This window comes from Nocardia sp. NPDC058176 (assembly GCF_042883805.1).
In the GTDB taxonomy this organism is placed as follows: Bacteria; Actinomycetota; Actinomycetes; order Mycobacteriales; family Mycobacteriaceae; genus Nocardia.
Genome location: NZ_JBHVVA010000006.1, coordinates 18,216 through 36,080, shown reverse-complemented (window position 1 = coordinate 36,080; position 17,865 = coordinate 18,216). Strand labels below are relative to the sequence as shown.

25 protein-coding genes are annotated in these 17,865 nt (G+C 68.6%); 13 read left to right on the top strand and 12 right to left on the bottom strand.

The genetic code is table 11. The features are described 5' to 3' along the window. Positions 1-55 precede the first annotated feature (55 nt). Complete coding sequence (gene tnpB, locus ACFVVM_RS26695) at positions 56-1,591, top strand: IS607 family element RNA-guided endonuclease TnpB (RefSeq protein WP_387623606.1); 1,536 nt, start codon at positions 56-58, stop codon at positions 1,589-1,591. A 109-nt stretch (positions 1,592-1,700) separates the two neighbouring features. On the opposite strand, the gene ACFVVM_RS26690 is transcribed toward tnpB, so the two are convergent. Beyond that, a complete protein-coding gene (locus tag ACFVVM_RS26690) occupies positions 1,701-1,973 on the bottom strand; it encodes a hypothetical protein (RefSeq protein WP_387623604.1) in 273 nt (90 codons plus the stop codon). Further along, positions 1,966-2,523: an RNA polymerase sigma factor gene (locus tag ACFVVM_RS26685; RefSeq protein WP_387623601.1), complete on the bottom strand. Its 558-nt coding sequence runs from the start codon at positions 2,521-2,523 to the stop codon at positions 1,966-1,968. Before ACFVVM_RS26685 ends, ACFVVM_RS26690 begins: the two co-directional genes overlap by 8 nt. A 275-nt stretch (positions 2,524-2,798) precedes the next feature. Between ACFVVM_RS26685 and ACFVVM_RS26680 the strand changes: the two genes are divergently transcribed. Together ACFVVM_RS26680 and ACFVVM_RS26675 are read left to right on the top strand one after the other, a co-directional pair. Then, on the top strand, positions 2,799-3,104 hold the full coding sequence (locus tag ACFVVM_RS26680) for a DUF6191 domain-containing protein (RefSeq protein ID WP_387623599.1): 306 nt from the start codon (positions 2,799-2,801) through the stop codon (positions 3,102-3,104). Between the two features lie 10 nt (positions 3,105-3,114). Beyond that, the gene (locus tag ACFVVM_RS26675; RefSeq protein WP_387623596.1) at positions 3,115-3,756 is read left to right on the top strand and encodes a DUF4241 domain-containing protein; all 642 of its coding nucleotides are present in this window, start codon (positions 3,115-3,117) and stop codon (positions 3,754-3,756) included. Between the two features lie 42 nt (positions 3,757-3,798). Here ACFVVM_RS26675 and ACFVVM_RS26670 read toward each other — a convergent pair whose 3' ends face one another. After that, positions 3,799-4,476 carry a DsbA family protein gene (locus ACFVVM_RS26670; protein WP_387624318.1) on the bottom strand — a complete coding sequence of 226 codons (678 nt, stop codon included), beginning with the start codon at positions 4,474-4,476 and terminating at the stop codon, positions 3,799-3,801. Positions 4,477-4,607: 131 nt separating this feature from the next. On the opposite strand from ACFVVM_RS26670, the gene ACFVVM_RS26665 reads away from it, so the two are divergent. The 3 genes from ACFVVM_RS26665 (at position 4,608) to ACFVVM_RS26655 (ending at position 5,913) form a co-directional block, all read left to right on the top strand. Then, a complete protein-coding gene (locus ACFVVM_RS26665; RefSeq protein ID WP_387623593.1) occupies positions 4,608-5,246 on the top strand; it encodes a histidine phosphatase family protein in 639 nt (212 codons plus the stop codon). Between the two features lie 108 nt (positions 5,247-5,354). After that, complete coding sequence (locus tag ACFVVM_RS26660) at positions 5,355-5,564, top strand: hypothetical protein (protein WP_387623590.1); 210 nt, start codon at positions 5,355-5,357, stop codon at positions 5,562-5,564. A 7-nt stretch (positions 5,565-5,571) separates the two neighbouring features. Next, positions 5,572-5,913 carry an HIT family protein gene (locus ACFVVM_RS26655; RefSeq protein WP_387623587.1) on the top strand — a complete coding sequence of 114 codons (342 nt, stop codon included), beginning with the start codon at positions 5,572-5,574 and terminating at the stop codon, positions 5,911-5,913. A gap of 4 nt (positions 5,914-5,917) precedes the next feature. Here the strand turns inward: ACFVVM_RS26655 and ACFVVM_RS26650 are convergent, their stop codons facing one another. Further along, complete coding sequence (locus tag ACFVVM_RS26650; RefSeq protein ID WP_387623584.1) at positions 5,918-6,574, bottom strand: TetR/AcrR family transcriptional regulator; 657 nt, start codon at positions 6,572-6,574, stop codon at positions 5,918-5,920. An 86-nt stretch (positions 6,575-6,660) separates the two neighbouring features. Here ACFVVM_RS26650 and ACFVVM_RS26645 point away from each other — a divergent pair, with 86 nt between their 5' ends. Both ACFVVM_RS26645 and ACFVVM_RS26640 read left to right on the top strand, forming a co-directional pair. Beyond that, a complete protein-coding gene (locus ACFVVM_RS26645) occupies positions 6,661-7,056 on the top strand; it encodes a nitroreductase family deazaflavin-dependent oxidoreductase (protein ID WP_387623581.1) in 396 nt (131 codons plus the stop codon). Continuing rightward, complete coding sequence (locus ACFVVM_RS26640; RefSeq protein WP_387623578.1) at positions 7,053-7,229, top strand: hypothetical protein; 177 nt, start codon at positions 7,053-7,055, stop codon at positions 7,227-7,229. The genes ACFVVM_RS26645 and ACFVVM_RS26640 overlap by 4 nt, the downstream gene beginning before the upstream one ends. A 6-nt stretch (positions 7,230-7,235) precedes the next feature. On the opposite strand, the gene ACFVVM_RS26635 is transcribed toward ACFVVM_RS26640, so the two are convergent. The 4 genes from ACFVVM_RS26635 to ACFVVM_RS26620 form a co-directional block, all read right to left on the bottom strand. After that, positions 7,236-8,141, bottom strand: coding sequence for an SDR family NAD(P)-dependent oxidoreductase (locus ACFVVM_RS26635; protein WP_387623576.1), 906 nt, complete (start codon positions 8,139-8,141; stop codon positions 7,236-7,238). 66 nt (positions 8,142-8,207) lie between these two features. Then, positions 8,208-8,678: a hypothetical protein gene (locus ACFVVM_RS26630; RefSeq protein ID WP_387623573.1), complete on the bottom strand. Its 471-nt coding sequence runs from the start codon at positions 8,676-8,678 to the stop codon at positions 8,208-8,210. Between the two features lie 54 nt (positions 8,679-8,732). Next, positions 8,733-9,065 carry a hypothetical protein gene (locus ACFVVM_RS26625; RefSeq protein ID WP_387623571.1) on the bottom strand — a complete coding sequence of 111 codons (333 nt, stop codon included), beginning with the start codon at positions 9,063-9,065 and terminating at the stop codon, positions 8,733-8,735. Next, positions 9,062-9,856, bottom strand: a complete 795-nt coding sequence (locus tag ACFVVM_RS26620) for a class I SAM-dependent methyltransferase (protein ID WP_387623568.1) — start codon at positions 9,854-9,856, stop codon at positions 9,062-9,064. The genes ACFVVM_RS26625 and ACFVVM_RS26620 overlap by 4 nt, the downstream gene beginning before the upstream one ends. A gap of 86 nt (positions 9,857-9,942) precedes the next feature. Here ACFVVM_RS26620 and ACFVVM_RS26615 point away from each other — a divergent pair, with 86 nt between their 5' ends. From ACFVVM_RS26615 to ACFVVM_RS26600, 4 genes are all read left to right on the top strand, one after another. Then, positions 9,943-10,602, top strand: coding sequence for a transcriptional regulator (locus ACFVVM_RS26615; RefSeq protein ID WP_387623565.1), 660 nt, complete (start codon positions 9,943-9,945; stop codon positions 10,600-10,602). A gap of 181 nt (positions 10,603-10,783) precedes the next feature. After that, positions 10,784-11,251, top strand: coding sequence for a hypothetical protein (locus ACFVVM_RS26610; protein WP_387623563.1), 468 nt, complete (start codon positions 10,784-10,786; stop codon positions 11,249-11,251). Between the two features lie 10 nt (positions 11,252-11,261). After that, a complete protein-coding gene (locus ACFVVM_RS26605) occupies positions 11,262-11,972 on the top strand; it encodes an ABC transporter ATP-binding protein (protein WP_387623560.1) in 711 nt (236 codons plus the stop codon). Then, entirely contained in the window at positions 11,969-12,763 is a 795-nt protein-coding gene (locus ACFVVM_RS26600) for an ABC transporter permease (protein ID WP_387623557.1), read from the top strand. Before ACFVVM_RS26605 ends, ACFVVM_RS26600 begins: the two co-directional genes overlap by 4 nt. Before the next feature lies 1 nt (position 12,764). Here the strand turns inward: ACFVVM_RS26600 and ACFVVM_RS26595 are convergent, their stop codons facing one another. Both ACFVVM_RS26595 and ACFVVM_RS26590 read right to left on the bottom strand, forming a co-directional pair. After that, positions 12,765-13,301: a DUF3145 domain-containing protein gene (locus ACFVVM_RS26595; RefSeq protein ID WP_387623555.1), complete on the bottom strand. Its 537-nt coding sequence runs from the start codon at positions 13,299-13,301 to the stop codon at positions 12,765-12,767. Between the two features lie 102 nt (positions 13,302-13,403). After that, positions 13,404-14,219 (bottom strand): serine hydrolase domain-containing protein, encoded by an 816-nt coding sequence (locus ACFVVM_RS26590; protein ID WP_387623553.1) that lies wholly within the window; start codon positions 14,217-14,219, stop codon positions 13,404-13,406. 39 nt (positions 14,220-14,258) lie between these two features. Here ACFVVM_RS26590 and ACFVVM_RS26585 point away from each other — a divergent pair, with 39 nt between their 5' ends. Further along, a complete protein-coding gene (locus tag ACFVVM_RS26585) occupies positions 14,259-15,458 on the top strand; it encodes a serine hydrolase domain-containing protein (protein WP_387623550.1) in 1,200 nt (399 codons plus the stop codon). 130 nt (positions 15,459-15,588) lie between these two features. On the opposite strand, the gene aztD is transcribed toward ACFVVM_RS26585, so the two are convergent. Then, positions 15,589-16,755 (bottom strand): zinc metallochaperone AztD, encoded by a 1,167-nt coding sequence (gene aztD / locus ACFVVM_RS26580; protein ID WP_387623548.1) that lies wholly within the window; start codon positions 16,753-16,755, stop codon positions 15,589-15,591. A gap of 27 nt (positions 16,756-16,782) precedes the next feature. Beyond that, positions 16,783-17,694: a zinc ABC transporter substrate-binding protein AztC gene (aztC, locus tag ACFVVM_RS26575; protein WP_387623545.1), complete on the bottom strand. Its 912-nt coding sequence runs from the start codon at positions 17,692-17,694 to the stop codon at positions 16,783-16,785. Positions 17,695-17,865 lie beyond the last annotated feature (171 nt).

Here is a 17,865-nt window from a genome sequence, read left to right as displayed (position 1 = left end):
ATAGGCTGGGCAACGACCGATATCCGGAGAGATCGACCGCGGGACCGGGGAACCCATGACTTCGATCGACACGAGCGTAGACACTGCACTGTCAACGCCCAGCACAATCCGTGCCTGCGTGTTCGCGCTGTCCCCGACGCCTTCCCAGGCGCGGGCGCTGCAGTCCCATTGCGGTGCACAGCGGTTCGCCTACAACTGGGGTCTCGCACTGGTGCGAGCCATCATCGCGCAACGTGATGCCGAGCGGTCGTACGGCGTCACGGACTCAGCATTGACTCCACACGTGAACTGGTCGGCCTACGCGCTTCGAAAGCGCTGGAACGAAACCAAATCGACCGTTGCCCCATGGTGGTCGGAGAACTCCAAGGAAGCCTATGCCAGCGGATTGGCCAATCTGTCGGCTGCGCTGAACCGCTGGGCACACGACCGGAAGAGTGAATCGGGTCGGCGGCGAGCCTTCCCACGGTTCAAGCCCAAGCGAAGCCGCCCGTCCTGCCGATTCTCCACGGGCGCTTTCGGACTCACCGCCACCGACAATCGACATATCAAACTTCCACGGATCGGTGTCATCAGAACCTCCGAATCGACACATCGTCTGGCACGGCAGATCGGTCGCGGCACCGCAAGGATCCGGTCGGCAACCGTCAGCTTCCGAAACGGGCGCTGGCAGGTGTCCTTCTCCGTCGAAGCGTCCTGGCCACCCTCGGGTGGTCTCCGCCGCAAGTTGCCGGTCATCGGCATCGATCTCGGCATCACACACTGGGCGATCTTGTCGACTCCGATTCCGGACATCACCGATACCGACGGATTCGTCGCTGCTCTGCCTTGTCCTGAACGCGCCGAGAAGAAGCTCCGACGCCTTCAACGACGCGCGGCCCGTCAGCAGGGTCCCGACAAACGTCTCCGCTGCACACCATCACGTCGATGGTCCAAGACGCACGCTGAAATCGCCCGGGCCCACACCCGGATGTCGAATGTGCGCGCTGACAAGCTCCACAAGTTGACTACGCGGCTGGCCGCCTCCTGCGAGTCCATCGTGATCGAAGATCTGCACGTCGCCGGACTGATTCGCAATCGGCGACTGAGCGCCAGAATTCAGCACGCCGCATGGGGTGAGTTGCGGCGCCAACTCACCTACAAGTCGGCAGCGTCGGGGACCTCCGTCGTGGTTGCCGATCGGTTCTATCCGAGCTCGAAAACGTGTAGCGGTTGCGGTGTAGTGAAAACCAAGCTGCCCCTCGCCGAACGCACATTCCACTGCGATCACTGCCCGACCCATCTCGACCGCGATATCAACGCTGCTAGAAACCTGGCGTCCCTGGTCGAGGACAGAACACGCCGTACGTCCGCGGAGAGTTGCGCCGGGACGTCAAACAAGCCCGCTGGAAACCCGCATAAGACCGACCCCGGGTCGGCGATGGGTACTGCCACGGGAAGACCCTCGAGGCCAACGCCGCGTAGCGATACGACGGCTGTCACTGCGACAACGGTTCGATCCCCTCTGCGCCACCATGTTTTCCTGAACACTGCGCATGACGGCGGCGCCGCGCCGCCGGACTCCCAGCCGCCGCACGAAGGGGGTTGGGGATGAAGATTCGCGTTCCAGCACGGGGTCTGACACACGCCGCGATCCCACCGAGGGATCAATCTTCTTCTGACACGACTTGATTCGCGCACCTGGCATGCTGGCGCGCGGTCGATCACGGATTGACTCCGCCATCCCGGGCCAGAGTCAACGAGCACTGATCGCCCTCGCAGGAACGTTGGAGTTTGCCGCGCGACAGCGTCTGTGCCAGCCCGATCAGCCAGCACATCGGGCAGCCGCGCAGCGCGAACAGGGCGAGGGGCAGGAGTGCCAGGCTGAGTGGGCCGGTGATCGGGATCAGGGCCAGTGAACCGATGAGCGCGCCGAAGCCGATCAACCCGCGCAGCAGGTGTGCGGGGAGGGAGGCGAAGTTGGGGCCGTCAGGCATCGTCGCCCCCAGGTGTCGGGTCGGGGGTGGCTTGCAGTGCCTGTCGGACGGTGGCGCGGGCGCGGTGGAGGCGGGATTTCATCGCGGCGGTGCTGAGGCCGAGTGCGTCGGCGGCCATCCGTCCGCTGTAGCCCTGGATGTCGCGCAGCACCAGCACGCCACGCTGATCGGCGGGCAGGGCGGCGATCGCGGCGGCCACCCGGCTCGCTTCCAGGCGGCGCAGGGCCTCGTCCTCGGCCGAGGGAGCGAGGATGCTGTCCGGTGGCCGGACAGCCGGCCGGAGCCGGGCACGCCGCAGGCACTCGTTGCGGACGATGCGGAACATCCACGACGCGAGTGCGCCGGAGGCCCGCAGCATCCCGATCTTGCGGTACAGGATGATCAGCGCCTCCTGGGCCGCGTCCTCGGCATCCTCCGGGGTAGCGCACAGCGACCGGGCGAAGCGCTGAATGTTCGGATGCGAGCCGGACACCAGGGCCGCGATCGAGTCGACGTCACCGCCCTGGGCGGCCCGGATCAACTCGTCGCCGGGCCAGTGCGACTCAGCCACGCCCGGCTCGCTTGCGCCGCACGACGACCAGGCAGGTGCACAGCAGTAACAGACCCACAACCACGCCGATTCCGATGATCACGACAACCTCCGTCTCCGTCCGGCATCGTGCCGGAACACAGATGAGAGGTCCGGGTGGGGCAAAAGGATTCACCCCGACTCAGAGCCGACGGGCCGTGCCAGTCCGCGCGCGCGATCGCGATCACCCGTGGGCGGCGAAGGCACCGCCCCGGTTTTCAAGGGTACTTTCGGGAATACGGACGTGAGGGGTGGATATGCCGTTGGTATGGATGATCGTTGGCATCGTGGTGTTCGCCGTGGTCCTCGACCGGCTGTTCGTCCTGGCCGAGCGCCGGGGCTGGGTAGCTCCCCGGGGCAAGGTCGGTTCCGCCGGTGCGGCAGGTCTTTTCGGCGAGCTGCAGGCACTGTTCGCCCCGTCGAGTCAGCACACCCAGCAGGAGATCCGAAGCCGCGAGACGCGGGGTGAACAGCTCGCCACCGGTGACGATCCGCTGGGAGTCGACCTTTCGCGGGGCATCGCGCGCTTGCCGGTGCACAAGCGCGAGCCGGATCAGCCCTAGGATCGCGAGGGTGTACGACCCAGATCTGGACATCCTCATGGTCGACGGCTACCGGCACAGGTGGCGGCGCTCGGAGTTCCGCATGGAGTCGCGTGCGCTCGATCCGGTTGTCCTGCCCACCGGGCGCGTGGTCGCCTGCGATCCGCTGTCGACCCGTGACGACGAGCCGTTCCCAGTGACCGTGGCGCCGGGCACCTATCCGCTGTTCGCTTGGGTTGCAACACAGTTCAAGCGTGGCAAGCAGGTCGACCGTCGCAACACCCTACTGGAGCTGCGCATCAGCGAGGCACCCGCGCTGACCTGGGAGATGGCGTTCCTGGCCGGCGAATCGGCCGCCGATCTCCGGGGGCGAAAGGCGTACACCGGTCATACCGTCGACGCGGGCTGCGCGACCCTCGCCGACGTCGAAGCATTGAAGGCCCTGTGGCGCTGGGACGCCGCCCGGATCGACTCGGTCTACATTCCCCGGCCGCTCCCCGCCGACCCGGCCCCCGGCTACATCTCGGCGGTGACCGACGAGGAGACCGGTGCGAACGTCAGCATCCTGAAGTCCGGGTGGGGCGATGGCCTCTACCCGACCTTCGTGCTCCGGGGCGAGCACGGCGAGGTCACCGGATTCGTCACCGATTTCATGCTGTTCCCCAACGCATGAGCCCGGCCCCTTTCGACGCAACCACCGCGTGCGGTGCCGGGATCAGTTCTCGCCCAGCGCGGTGTCGAGGGCGGCGACCAGATCGTCGTAGGTGCGGGGATTGATCCGCACGCCGTCGACGAAGAAGGTCGGGGTGCCGTCGACGCCGAGGGCGAGGCCCTCGTCGAAGTCGGCGATGATGCGCGCCGCGGTGGCCGGGCTGTCGTAGGCGGCGTCGAAGGCGGCCATGTCGAGGCCGAGGTCGACGGCGAAGCCGCGGAAGACCGCGTCCTGCGGGACCCGCTTCTCGCCCCACGCGGCCTGGGTTTCGTACATCCGCTGGTACATCTGCTCGAAGCGGCCCTGTGCGGCCGCGGCTTCGACGGCGCGGGCGGCGCGCTCGGCGTTGAAGTGGCCGGGGACCGGGAAGTAGCGGACGACGAAGCTGACCCGGTCGCCGTAGTCGGCGCGCAGTTGTTCCACCGCGGGGTAGGCCGCCCGGCACGCCTCACATTCGAAGTCGAGGAACTCCACGAAGGTGACCCGCGCGCCCGCGGGGTCGGTGAGCCGGTGACTGTCGGGGCGCACGACCTGGGCGGGTTCGCCGCCCGGATCCGGGCTGGTCGCGGCGCGATCGTCGCCGCGGGCCGCGGCCAGCACGATCGCGCCGACGACGATGACCAGCACCGTGGCCACGGTGGTCAGGATCCGCGTGCGGCGCGACACCGAGCCGCCGGTCACCACCGCCAACTCCGGATGAATGGGACAAATCGGATTTCGACCATGGCGGCCATGGTAGCCACCGACGGTCCGCCATCCGGTCAGGTGTTCCCGGACCACTCGCCAGAGCGGGCGAGTGCTGCGGCACGATGATGGCCGTGCGCACCATCTACGTCGTCACCCATCCACAGGCCACACATCATGTCGACGGGGTGGTGGGCGGGTGGTACGACTCCGCACTCACGCCGGACGGTCTGCGGGCCGCGGCGCTGGCCGCCGACGCACTCCGCGCACGCATCCCTCGCGACGCGGCGGTCGAGGTGTACTCCTCGGATCTGCGGCGCACCGCGCAGACGGCCGAATTAGTCGGCGCGGCAATGGATGTGGAGCCGATCCTCGACGCGCGCCTGCGCGAGAAGTCCTACGGCGAGGCCGGTGGACGCCCGCAGCAGTGGCTCGACGATCGGTTCGTTCCGCCGCCGGCCGTCGGCGAGCGCATGTGGCACGACGAAGGGATTCCGGGCGCCGAGACGAAAGGGGTGCTCGCCCAACGCATCTACGCGGCCCTCGACTCGATCCTGACGAGCACCTGCCGTCACCAGATCATCGTGACTCACGGTGGCGCAATGACTTTCGTCGTAGCGGCATGGATCGGGATGCCCCTCGAATCCGCGGGCTACGCGAACTTCCGCGCCACCTCCGGCGGCATCACCGAACTCAGGGAAGATGATTTCTTCCACAACCGGCAGGTGTACCGCCTCGACGACACCCACCACCTGGCCGACCTGTGATCGCGCGAGTACCACCTTCGCCTCAGCATCGGCACTGCGACCGCCGGGCAACTCGAGTAGATCGCTTCCACGATCGGAGAATGCCGCGAACCTGGGATACGGTGAGACGTGGGGACTTCCGAATACGCACCGGGTGATGTCGTCTTCTTCGCCGAGGGTCCGTTCAGCGGAATCTGCGGAGTCGTCCGCGAAGTCGACGTCCGCCGAACCAAGCTGCGCGTCGATTTCGGGGAGGGCATCGTCCACCGTGAGGGTGGCGTACTGCGGGGACGCTGGCACAGTTTGACCGCCGGGTTCGACGAGGTCGAGTTGGCGTAGTTCGACGATGAATGAGCCCGACTGGTATTGCGCCGAGGTGATTCCGCGTCTGATCGACGTCGAGGTCCTCCGCGAGACGGATCAGGTGCTGGCGTTCCGCCCGCCTGTTCCGGGGTTCGGGACAGAGCATGTGATCGTGGTCCCGAAGCCGCATGTCCGGTCGCTGCTGGAGCTCGACCCGGCGCTCGGCGCCCACTTGCTGGCAATCGTCCAAGAGGTCGCGGCGAATGCGACCGCCGAGCACGGCGGCTGTCAGGTGCTGACCAGCGTCGGCGACGAGCAGCACAACCGGCATCTGCATGTGCATGTTGCTGCCGGGGCGGGCGTGGCCAGGTTCGTTCGACGGTGAAGTCCTAACTCCGGCGTGACTCGAGGGCGTCGAGGATGAGATCCAGGCCGTAGGCGAATTCGGTGGTGTGGTCGTAGCCGGGCTGGAGGGCGTGGTCGACGATCATTTCGGTGAGGTAGGGCAGTTCGTTCGCCGGGAGGTCGGCGAGGATGTTGGTGGCGACCTCCTCGACGTCGCCGGGGGTGGTCACCGGGAGGTTCGCTTCTTGGAGGACCGATCCGCTGACGTAGCTGTCGATGAGGGCGATGGCGTGGGCGGCCATCGGGAGGGTGAAGCCCGCGCGGCGGAGAACGCCTAGGACGGCGTCGTGGTGGCGCAGCGTCGCGGGGCCTGGGGTGCGGCGGGAATCCATGAGACCGAGCGCCCAGCTGTGCCGGGACAGAACCGTGCGGGCCGAGGACGCGCGGGCGCGGATCGCGTCCCGCCAGTCCCCGTCGCCATCGGGTAGCTCGATCGCCGCGAACACGGCGTCGACCACGCCGTCGAGGATCGCGTCCTTGTTCGGCACGTGGTGATAGAGCGACATGGCCTCCACCCCGAGTTCCTGGGCCACCTTGCGCATGGTGATCGCCGCCGAGCCGCCGCGATCGGCGACCCGGATCGCGGCGTCGAGCACGCGATCTCGGCTGAGTGGCTGCCGGGTCGACGGGGGTGTGGACATCGTGGCTCCTCGGGTGCGAACTGTTGACAACCTTACACACGTAAGCCAACCTTACAGCTGTAAGATTCGAACAGAGGAGGCCTACGATGCCGATGCCGAGATGGTGGGGTCACATCAACAAGCGGGTGTTCAATCCGCGCGCGGTAGCAGGCGGGAAGTGGCCGGTGCTGACGCACATCGGCCGCGCGTCCGGCACGACGTACCGCACGCCACTCGACGCCCATCCCGTCGAGGGCGGCTATCTGTTCGTCCTCGTCTACGGGTCGGGCTCGGACTGGGTGCAGAACATCCTGACCGCCGGTAGTGCGCGGCTACGAGCGGACGGCCGCGACACGGAGCTCACCGAGCCGCGCGTGGTCGGTAGGGACGAGGCGTTCCGGATCTGGCCCACCGACGTGCCCCGACCACCGAAACTGTTGCGCATCAACGAGTTCCTCCGCATGGACCTGGTCGCGGACGAACAGCGGGATTCCGTCGAGTGAGTAGTCTGGTCCGCATCGGAGGGCCGGACGCTCAGGGTCACGGCACCCGATTGCTGCTCACCACAACAGGTTTCGACATCACAGACAAGCGTCAGCGGATGCAGCGGAACAACCTCGAACGCGGGTGGCGTCAACTCCTGACCAAGCTGGGCGGGGTGCTCGACGGTCTCTGAACGACCTCAGCCCGGCAGGCCGACGAGTGCCGCATTCGCGGTCCACAACTCCTGTGCCGAGTCTTCACGCAACGCGGCATCGGATGGGTCGGGCCAGGTGAGTTCTCCCCCGCGCAGCGCCGCGTACCCGCGACCCGCTGGTGGGCGTGCGACTCCGGATGCCAAATCCGCCAGTGCCTTTCCGGCATCTGGCCGGGTGTTGAGCGTGCGATCGAACCGGCGCGCGGGCCAACTCACCACGGGCGAGCCCATCACCGACCACGCCATCCGCATGTACCACGGCAGATCCTTCGCCAACCCCGTCCCGAACACCTGACCCGGGCAGTACGCGATCACCGTGATCCCCTTGTCCCGCACGGCATCCTGGCCGGCCAATGCACGAGCCGTCAGCACGGTGCACAGCTTCGACGCAGTGTAGGCCTGTTCCCCCGCCTTCCGGGGCCGGCCGTCCAGCCCCGGGTCGCGTTCTGGATGCGCCAGCAGTGCCGCGTCGGCGTGGCGGGGTGGAGTCAGCCCCGCACCGGTCGCCGGATCATGGGTGCCGCTGGTCGTCAGCACCACGGTGGCACCCTCGGCCAGGGACGGCAGCAACAGCCGTGCCAGCAGGTAGTGGGCGAGATGGTTGACCGCGAAAGTCGTCTCGAACCCATCGACGGTCCGATGACCCGCATCGGCGAGCACCAGCCCCGCGTTCAACACGAGCGCGTCCACCGCCGACCCGGCCAGCTCCTCCCCCACCGCCGACGCGAATGCCCGCACGGACTCCAACTCCGCCAAGTCCAACCCCAGCGCGTCCGCACCCCCGCGCCCGCGCGCCCCCAGAATCACCCGGACATCACCCGATTCCCGGAGCCGCGCCGCCGCCAACGCCCCGAACCCTGACGTCCCGCCGGTCATCACCATCGTCGACATCACGCCCCCAAGGCATCCGTCATCCCGTCGCCCCAGCGTATGCCGCCGAACCGGACCGCGACACCCTCATCCGGTCCGATTACCGAACGGCCGCCTCCCGTACATCTCGACGAAGCCCGCGATCATCGACTTCTCGACCGCCCGAGCATCGACTTCCGCGCGCCAAGCCACCAGCAGGTCGGCACTGTCGGCGAGCTGCCAGATCATCCGCCCGCCCCAGTGCCCAACCGGCTTGCCTTCGCCATGCCGCCGATACTCGTCGAGCCTGGTCCGCAGCCCGCGTTTGCCGGACCGCCCCAGGTTCGCCTTGCCGATGTAGACGACCGGCTCGCCCGGCACCCACGACGACTGCAGCTCCGACACCGGCAAGGACGGGTCTCTGCCCTTGAACCAGCCCGCGGGGCTCACCGGCACGAACACCGGAGGCGTGGTCGCGGTTCGAACGACGACGTAGACACCGGCGGCGGCCGGCACCGAGCTCGTCGGGAGATCGGCGAACGGCACGAATCCGGTGAATCCACTCAGCATGAACGCCATCACCGCAGTATGCGCCGCACACAAGTCGCCGCGGCACCAGGCGTTCAGTGGCCGCTACTCCCCGTGCACCGTCCGGTGCAGGGTGACGTGGATGACCGTGTCCTCGCGGGCGAGGAGGCGGTGGGGTGCGCCGGCGGGGACGTAGATGGTGGTGTGTGGTTCGAGGAGGTGGGATTCGGGGGTGGGGGTGGTGATGTCCAGGTCGATGAGGCCGGAGACGCAGGTGATCAGGATCGGGCCGGGGGCACGGTGTTCGTCGAGGAGCTGGCCCTGGCGGAAGCTGATGCGGACGAGGGTGAGTCCGGGGCCGGACAGCAGGCGTTGGGGGTGGGGGGTGGGGCCGTCCTTGGGGTGCCAGGTGGTGGTGTCGGTGGCGAAGGTTGTCATGCGGTCGGCTTCCTGGCGATGAGGGCGATGGCGGTGAGGGCGCGGCGGTGAGTGGTGAAGGTGGCGCGCATGGCGAGTACGCGCTGACGGGCGGGCTTGTCGCGCAGCACATTGCGGACGATCCTGGCCGCACCGAGCAGGCCCTCGTCGGCGATCACCCGGCGCGGCTGCAGTAGCGCCATGGGCGCGAAATCGACTGTCTCCACGACGAATCCACCCGCGGTCAGCAGCTCGGTCCATTCGGCGCGGGTGAGCGGTCGGGCGTTGACCTTGATGGAACGGGCGAGGGCCTTGCGGATCTCGGTCTTGGTCTCGACGTCGAGATCGTCGGGTTGCAGGGCGAGTTCGTGGATGGCGTAGCGCCCGCCGGGACGCAGCACCCGGAACGCCTCGGCGATGATCTCGGCCTTGTGCGGGTCGGTCTGCATGGTGAGCATCGCCTCGCCGACGACCGCGTCGGCGGAATCGGCCGCGAGTCCGGTGGCGGCGGCATCGCCGGTGGTGATGGTGCCCGCGGTCCCGACGGCCTCGGCGCTGAGGGCCGCCGCGGCCGCATCGGCTTCGACACCGCGATAGCTGGCCGGGCCACGGCCGAGGATGGCGGTGGCCGTGCGGCCGAGGCCGGGGGCGAGTTCGACCACGTCGGCGCCCGAGAGGTCGGCGGCGTCGAGCATGCGTTCGGTCAGTTCGATCCCGCCCGGTCGCAGCACCCGCTTGCCGAGCCGGGCGAGCAGCCAGTGCCCGGGAATGTGCGCGGAATCGCGGTCGTCGAAGGGCAGTGGTGTCGTCATGGCGTGTTCCTGTCGGTTCGGCCGCGGGATGCGGCGGTCCTACACTTGGTCGAGAGGGCGCCGGTCGAGGCGTGAGAGGAGCGCCGATGGTCAGCACACCCCGGCAGCGGGATCGGGTGCTCGCGCTGGTGCGCGATTCCCTGGAACCGCTGGACGCGCCGGTCGTCGGCGCGGCGCTGGGCATCCACATCACCACGGCGCGTTTCCATCTGAACGCGCTCATCGATGCGGGCCTGGTGGAGGGCACGTGGCTGCCGTCGGAGACCGTCGGCCGCCCGCGCAAGGGCTATGTGGCGGTGGGCGCGGACCCGGCCGCGCCGGTGCTCGACGCCCTGCTGGCCCAGCTGGGCGAGACCGCCGAAGCGCGCCGCGCGAAAGCGGCCGCGGCGGGCCGGGTGTGGGCCGACAGCCTCACCGATCTCGGCGAACAGCCGACCGATCTGCCCGACCCGGTCACCGTCGTCACGACCACCCTGACCCGGCTCGGCTTCCAGGTCTCGGCGACCGTGTCGAGCTTCGGCACGCACGAGATCCAGATGTGCAACTGCCCGCTGCGGCGCATCGCGCGCAACGCGCCCGAGATCGTCGTCGGCATCCAGCAGGGCATGATCGAGCGGATCCTGGAACGGCACTCCCCCGCGCTCGCAGCGCAATTCGACGTCGACGTGCGCCCCGACACCGGCGGCGACTGCGGTGTCACCCTGCGCCTGACCACCCGGTCGACGACGGCGCCACTCGCGGGCTGAGCCCTGCCCCACCACTGACCACCACCCTTCCCTCGGGAGATCCCGACCCTGTCAGGTCGCGATCCGATCTTATTTAAATGATCCTTGACCAGAATCATAAGGCTAGGCTAACTTACTGCCATCAGCTGGTGCTATACCAGGAATCCGGAGTGCATCTCCGATCACACAAAGGATCGAAAAAATGACGAGAAGCACGATCCGGCGCAGCGCGGTCGCCATCGCCGGTCTCACCGCGGCCGTGCTGGTGAGCGCCCCGAACACCGCCGCCGATCCCGGCAGCTTCCGTATCACCGGCGCGGTCCCGACACTGGCCGAACTCAACGAGCAGATCCGATTCCTGGTCGAGACCCCCGCCTCGGACGCGGCCAAGGCGGCCAACCTCGAGGGCGGCGCGAACGCGGTCGTCGTCCCGCGCACCGTCTACAACCTCGGCCTGTTCCGCGCACCGCTGGGCTGGAACGAGGTCACCGGACCCGAAACCCACAGCGGCACCGAGCACACCGCGGTCCTGCACGCCAGCTCGGCCGGCCGCCCGACCGTCACCATGCGGATCACCTGGAAACGCGTCGACGGCACCTGGAAGCTGGCCAACAAGTCGCTGTGCGCCGGGGTGAAGACGGTCGGCCTGCCGATCCCGTGCGACTTCTGACCCCCGGTCGATGATCGAGATCCGCGGTCTCACCGTGCGTTACGCGGGCACCACCGTGCTCGACATTCCCGAGACCACCGTGCCCGACGCCGCGGTGACCTATCTGCTCGGCCTCAACGGCACCGGCAAGTCGACGTTGCTGCGCTGCGTGTGCGGCATCATCGCCCCGGCGACGGGCACGATCCACGTCGACGGCACCCGCGTGCGCGCCGGACACTCCACCCCGGCCGGACTCGGTATGCACCTGGACCACCGGGCCTTCGATCCGCACCACACCGCGCGGCGCCACCTGCGCTGGATCGCCCGCGCCCGCGGCCTGGCACCGGACCGGGTCGCCGAAGTCCTCGACACCACGGCCCTGACCGAGGTCGCCGACCGCAGACTGGGCCAGTACTCGCTGGGCATGCTCCAGCGCGTCGGCATCGCCGCCGCGCTGCTGACCCGGCCGCACACCCTGCTGCTCGACGAACCGCTCAACGGTCTCGACATCGCGGGCATCCACTGGATGCGCGGCCTGCTGCGCGAACTCGCCGACGCGGGCACCTGCGTGCTGGTCACCTCCCACCTGCTCGACGAGGCCGAGCGCAATGCCGATCGCGTCGTCGTGCTCGGTCCGGGCCAGTTGCTCGCGGACGCACCACTGCCGGAATTCCTGCGCGCGCACGACGCCACCCGGCTCGAGGACGCCTATCTGTGCGTGACGAACGGACATCCGTCGTGAGCAATCCCCTCCCCGAGATCGGCCGTGGCCTCGCGGCGGAATGGACGCGGACCAGCGGCCGCAGCTTCCTGTGGACGGTCGCGGTCCCGCTCACCGTGACCCTGCCCCTGCTGATCACCTTCGGCATCGCCACCGTCGCCGAACGTTTCGCCGCCATCCCCGGCCAGCTCCAGGTGACCTCGGTCAGCACCACCAATGCCGTCTACTGGGTGATCACCTTCGCCACCGGCACCATGATGGTGACCGCGACCTACGCCCACGCCACCTGCTCGCGCGGCAATCTCCGCGACCTCGACGCGTTCCTGTTCCCCCGGCTGTGGACCGCGGCGCTGGCGCGCTGGCTCTACTACGGCGCCGTCGCCGCGCTGACGACCCTCGCCCTGCTCGTCATCGTGCTGACGGCGCTACCGGGGCTGTTCCCCCTCGTCTACGGCGAGGTCCGCCTCGACGACGCGGCCGGGCTGCGCTTCCTGTGGACGGTCCCGAGCTATGCCTTCCTCGCCTGCGGAATCGGCATCGCGATCGGCTCGGTGATCCGCACACCGCCTGCCGCGATCGCGGTGCTGCTGTTCTGGGTGTTCGTGGCCGAGAACTCGATCAGCCTGCTGCCCAACGGCTATACCCTGCAGGCCTACGCGCCGTTCCTCAACGCGGTCGCCGCCACCGGTCAGGAGCTGGCGTTCCTGCCGCGCTTCGGCCGCGACGGTTCGCTCGTCTATTTCCTCGTGGTGACGCTGGCCCTGTTCGTGCTCGCGGTGGTGATCGGACAGCGGCGACGACGCCGCGGCTGACTCAGCCCACGTCGCGGCGCAGCCAGGTGACTTCGGCGCCGGTGTTGTCGGTGCCCTGACGGAAGGCTTCGAGGTCGTCGTCCCAGGGGGTGCCGAGGGCGCGGTCGAGTTCGGCGGGCAGGTCGAAGGCGCCGTGGGTGTCGAGTTCGGCGGCGGCGTGGAGCAGGGCGCGTAATCGCATCTCGCCGAGCATGACGTCGCCGTTGGCGCCGGTCGAGCCGTGCCAGAGGCCGAGGGCGGGGACGAAGCTGTAGCGTTCGCCGTCGACGCCTTCGCTCGGGTCCTCGGTGACCTCGAAACGCAGAACGGGCCAGGAGCGCAATGATTGGGCAATCCGGGCGGCGGTGCCGACGGGACCGATCCAATCGCTGCTGGCGCGCAGTTGTCCGTCGGCGGGTTGCGCGGTCCAGCGCAATTTCGCCGGGGACGACAGCGCGGTGGACAGTGCCCATTCGACGTGCGGGCACAACGCGGCGGGCGATGAGTGGATGTAGACCACACCCGCCGTCGCGTCAGCGAACTGACTCGATGCGCGCACTACCAACACCTCCAGCCTCGACAAGGAGCGTCTTCCCCAACGACCCGTCGCGGACTGGCGTGGCCCGAGTGTACTGAAGTGTTCGGTGTTGCGCGTGTTACTTCACAGCGTGTTATGTGTCTCTGCGATCACGGAATCGCTGAATTTCGGCCACGCCGCTCTGGCCCAGTCCCCGAAATTCTCGTCGCTCAAGGCGATCGTCGCCACCCTTATTTCCGGGTCGACCCAGAGGAAGGTGCCGGACTGCCCGAAGTGCCCGTAGGTGCGGCCGGAATTCGAACTGCCCGTCCAATGCGGGGATTTCCCGTCGCGGATTTCGAATCCCAATCCCCAGTCGTTGGGGCGCTGGCTGCCGAATCCGGGCAGGATGCCGTCGCGGCCGGGGAATTGCACAGTGGTCGCGTCATCGAGTGTTTGCCGAGATATCAATTCGGGTGTCAGCAACTCGGTGGCGAATCGGACGAGGTCATCCAGCGACGCCCGGGCCGCGTGCCCCGCGGAGCCATCGAGGGTCGCGGTATTCATACCGAGCGGTTCGAATACCGCCTCGTGCAGATACCGCGGGAATTCGATGCCGGTGCTCTCGGTGAGGAAATCGGCGAGCAGTTCGAATCCGGCGCTCGAATAGATGCGACGGGCGCCGGGTGCGGCGATGACATCCGGTGTGGCGAAGGCCACACCCGAAGTGTGGGCGAGCAGGTGGCGCACGGTCGCGCCGGGCGGGCCCGCGGGCTGGTCGAGCTCGACCGCGCCCTCCTCGATCGCGACCAGTGTCGCGTAGGCGACGAGCGGTTTGGTGACCGAGGCGAGCCGGAACACCCGATCGGTGTCGCCGATGGTCGCGGCACCGTCGGCGGAAACCACGGCGGCGGCGGCGTTCTTGACCGGCCAGTGCTGAACCTGCTGCAACGATCGCATACCCGGCAGCGTACGAGACGCGGTTACGATCGGGTCATCATGAGCCCCGCACCATCGATCCACGGCGACGTGGCGGCCGGTTTCGGCCCCGTCGCCGACGCTTTCCGCCGCAACTTCACCGACCACGCGGAGATCGGTGCCGCCGTCGCCGTGTACGCCGGTGACCAGCCGCTGGTCGATCTGTGGGCGGGACATCGCGATCGCCGCCGCGAGGTGCCGTGGGAGCGCGACACGATCGTGCCGGTGTTCTCCTCGTCGAAGGGACTCTCGGCGTTCACCCTCGCCGCCGCGGTCTCGCGCGGACTGCTCGACTACGCGGCGCCGGTGGCGAAGTACTGGCCGGAATTCGCCGCGCACGGCAAGGAGCGGATCACCGTGCGGCAGCTGATCGACCATCAGGCCGGGCTGTCCGGGCTGGACCGGATCGTGAAGCTGAACGAACTCACCGACCGGGACGCGCTCGCGGAGTTGCTGGCCGCCCAGAAACCCGCGTGGCAACCGGGCACCCGGCACGGCTATCACGCGCTGACGCTCGGGCTGTATCAGAGCGAACTGCTGCGCCGGGTGGATCCAGCGGGCCGCAGTCTGGGCCGGTTCTTCGCCGAGGAGATCGCCGGACCGGTCGGCGCCGATGTGTTCATCGGGCTGCCCGCGAGCGAGCCGATGGAGCGCGTCGCCCAGCTCTCGGCGACCAAGGGACTCGACATCCTGCGCTACGAGCTCGCCGACGTGCCGCTGCGGATCGGCGCCGAGGTGTATGCCAAGCGCGGGCTTTCGTATGCGGCGCTGACCAATCCGCGTCCCGGCGCACCCGCTCGCGCCGCGCGCCGGGAATTCCTCGAGATCGAGTGGCCGGGCATGAACGGTGTCGGCAATGCCCGCGCGCTGGCCCAGATCTACGGCGCCGCGGCGGGCCGCACCGGCGTCCTGCCGATCGACGACGACGTACTCGACCGGCTCGCCGCCGCCGACACCGCCGACGACGTGCCCGCCGATGACCTGGTCCTGCACACCAAGAGCCGCTACCACCTCGGCTTCCGCAAGTCCCGCGGCTCCTTCCGCTTCGGCTCCGACAAGCGCGCCTACGGCACCACCGGCCTGGGTGGCTCCTTCGGCTTCGCCGATCCGAGCACCGGATTGGGCTTCGGTTACAGCATGAACCGCCTCGGCATGGCCATCCTCGACGACGTCCGCAGCCGCCACCTGCGCGACGCCGTCATCCGCTGCGCTGCGAAGTAGGTCGCCGAGCGCCCGTTTCGGCTGCCCGGGAGCGCCGACGACGATTGCCCCCATCCTCGAAGCTTCGAGGACGGGGGCATTTCGTCATGCCGGATCTCGGCGCTGTCGGTGACGTTCGCCGGAAACGGCGTCAGTGTCCGGTGACGCCGGTGATCTCGTTCGGTGCCGAGGCGAGCGTGGCCGAGGCCGTGATCTTGCCGTCGGCCAGGTCGACGCGGTGGACCTGCTTGGTGGCCGGGTCGCTCACGTAGGCGATGCCGTCGCGGACGAACAGCGAAGGACGGCCTTCCTGCCAGTCCAGCGGCTCGGACCAGGAGTCGATGACCGGGATGGTGCGGGTGAGGGTGCCCGCGACCGGGTCGATGACGTGGATCTTGCCGTCGGTGCCGAGCACGAGCGCCTCGCCCTGCGGGCCGCGGGCCAGGGAGCGGAAGGTGTAGCTGGTGCCGATGTCGACCAGGCGCAGGGTGCCGTCGGCGGTGTTCACCAGCGAGATCTGCTGCGGGCGTTCGAGTTCGGCGTCCTTGTCCTGCTTGTAGTCGCCGAGCACGATCGGGGAGGCCTCGCTGCCCGCCATGTTGCCGATCCGGCCGTAGGGGGTCGGGCTGGTGACCTTGGTGAACTCGCCGTCGCGGTACACCAGGGCGCCGGTCTGGCAGCCAACCACCACGGCTTCGCCCTGGGCGGTCGCCTCGCCGTGCACGCCGGGGCATTCCTCGTTGCGGGCGAGTTCCTTGCGGTCGCCGTCGAGGGCGACCAGGCCGGTGCGCGCCTCCTCGGTGCCGAGGGTGAGCACGAGCTCGCGGTTGCTCAGTTCGATCGCGACGCCGTGATGCGGCGTGGCGGCCTTGTACACCTCTGACTTCGGCTTCTCCTGGCCGAGCTGGTCGGTCTCGATGATGGTGATCTCGCCGGAACCGTCGGCGAACAGCACAGTCTTGCCCGCGTGCCGCACGACGTGGCCGGGCTTGGCGGCCGGGAAGTCGGTGCCGGTGAAATCGGCGCCGTAGGCGTCGAAGACGCGGAAGCCGTCCTTGGTGGAGACCACGAGGTGGTCGTCGTCGCCCGCCGGGTTGATCCGGTTGTAGCCGTCGAGTTTCACCTCGCCGCGCTGGTCGAGCGAGGCGCCGTCGAGGACGTAGATGCCGCCGTCGTAGGTGAGGGCGATCGGCTCCGCACCGGGGGTGTGCTCATGGCCGTGCCCGGAATCGTCCGTGCCACAACCACTCAGGGCGACGACCGAGGCGAGGACCCCGGACAGTGCCACCTTCGTGGTGATCCGTGACCGACTGTGCATGTGCTGCTCCATTTCTCGTGCGTGAAACTACGTCGACTGCCCGGACAGACCACGGGCGATGGCTTCGGTGTTGGTGCGCGCCATCTCCAGGTAGGTGGCCGCGCCGCCGCCCGGTGCGGACAGTGATTCGGTGTGCAGCGCGATCACCTGGATCCGCAGGCCGGTGTGTTCGGCGAGCACTCGCGAAAGCCGGTCCGGCTGTGCGGAATCGGCGAAGATCGCCCCCACTCCGGCCTGCCGGATCGCGCCGGCGAGCTGGTCGAGGTCGGAGGCGCTGGGCGAGGCCAACGTGGTGCCGCTGGGGATCACGGCGCCGACCACCTGGAAGCCGAATCGCTGGGCGAGATAACCGAAGACGTGGTGATCGGTGACCAGTTTCCGGTGTTCGGGGGCGATGGTGGCGAACCGCTCGCTCATCCACCGGTCGAGCTGGTCGAGTTCGGCCAGATAGCGAGTGGTGTTGTCGCGCACGATGTCCGCGTCGATGCCGTCGACCCGGTCGATCACCTCGGCACTGATGGCCTCGACGGCCAGACGCACCCGCCCCGGGTCGGTCCAGAAGTGCGGGTCGGGCTGCCCGGCGGACTCGTCGGCGGTGTACTCGATCGGGTTCACCCGCTCGGCGACGGCCAGGGTGGGCACACCCGAATCCGCGGCGGCCCGCACATGCCGGGCCACCCCTTCCTCGAGTCCGAGACCGTTGTGCACGACCAGCGCGGACCGCTCGATGTCGGCGGCCTCGCGCGCGGAGATCGCGAAGGAGTGCGGATCGGAGCCGGGTTGCATGAGCACCGTCACCGGGGTCGTGTCACCGACCACGGCTTTGGTGAGGTCGCCGAGAATGTTGGTGGTCACGACGATCCCGGACCGGTCACCGGTGGACGAACAGCCGCTGATCAGGGCGGCGAGTACCGCCAAGGCGCCGATCAGAGCGAACACGGCCCGCACCGGTCGATGCCGATGGACCCGGGAACCGAACACAAGCGCGCTGGTGTTCGGGTCGCCACCGGAGAGCCGAACAGCGGCGCGACCGGTCGGCTGCCCGGACTCAGCTGCCTTTCGACCGAGGCTGCCCGCGGGCCGTTCTCTCCGCGCTCGCAATCCCGTGGT

Excerpts from the sequence above, each read along its gene's own strand:
- tnpB (WP_387623606.1), top strand. The coding sequence starts at position 56 with ATGACTTCGATCGACACGAGCGTAGACACTGCACTGTCAACGCCCAGC.
- ACFVVM_RS26690 (WP_387623604.1), bottom strand. The coding sequence starts at position 1,973 with ATGCCTGACGGCCCCAACTTCGCCTCCCTCCCCGCACACCTGCTGCGC.
- ACFVVM_RS26680 (WP_387623599.1), top strand. The coding sequence starts at position 2,799 with ATGCCGTTGGTATGGATGATCGTTGGCATCGTGGTGTTCGCCGTGGTC.
- ACFVVM_RS26665 (WP_387623593.1), top strand. The coding sequence starts at position 4,608 with ATGGCCGTGCGCACCATCTACGTCGTCACCCATCCACAGGCCACACAT.
- ACFVVM_RS26655 (WP_387623587.1), top strand. The coding sequence starts at position 5,572 with ATGAATGAGCCCGACTGGTATTGCGCCGAGGTGATTCCGCGTCTGATC.
- ACFVVM_RS26650 (WP_387623584.1), bottom strand. The coding sequence starts at position 6,574 with ATGTCCACACCCCCGTCGACCCGGCAGCCACTCAGCCGAGATCGCGTG.
- ACFVVM_RS26645 (WP_387623581.1), top strand. The coding sequence starts at position 6,661 with ATGCCGATGCCGAGATGGTGGGGTCACATCAACAAGCGGGTGTTCAAT.
- ACFVVM_RS26635 (WP_387623576.1), bottom strand. The coding sequence starts at position 8,141 with ATGTCGACGATGGTGATGACCGGCGGGACGTCAGGGTTCGGGGCGTTG.
- ACFVVM_RS26630 (WP_387623573.1), bottom strand. The coding sequence starts at position 8,678 with ATGGCGTTCATGCTGAGTGGATTCACCGGATTCGTGCCGTTCGCCGAT.
- ACFVVM_RS26625 (WP_387623571.1), bottom strand. The coding sequence starts at position 9,065 with ATGACAACCTTCGCCACCGACACCACCACCTGGCACCCCAAGGACGGC.
- ACFVVM_RS26620 (WP_387623568.1), bottom strand. The coding sequence starts at position 9,856 with ATGACGACACCACTGCCCTTCGACGACCGCGATTCCGCGCACATTCCC.
- ACFVVM_RS26615 (WP_387623565.1), top strand. The coding sequence starts at position 9,943 with ATGGTCAGCACACCCCGGCAGCGGGATCGGGTGCTCGCGCTGGTGCGC.
- ACFVVM_RS26610 (WP_387623563.1), top strand. The coding sequence starts at position 10,784 with ATGACGAGAAGCACGATCCGGCGCAGCGCGGTCGCCATCGCCGGTCTC.
- ACFVVM_RS26605 (WP_387623560.1), top strand. The coding sequence starts at position 11,262 with ATGATCGAGATCCGCGGTCTCACCGTGCGTTACGCGGGCACCACCGTG.
- ACFVVM_RS26590 (WP_387623553.1), bottom strand. The coding sequence starts at position 14,219 with ATGCGATCGTTGCAGCAGGTTCAGCACTGGCCGGTCAAGAACGCCGCC.
- ACFVVM_RS26585 (WP_387623550.1), top strand. The coding sequence starts at position 14,259 with ATGAGCCCCGCACCATCGATCCACGGCGACGTGGCGGCCGGTTTCGGC.
- aztD (WP_387623548.1), bottom strand. The coding sequence starts at position 16,755 with ATGCACAGTCGGTCACGGATCACCACGAAGGTGGCACTGTCCGGGGTC.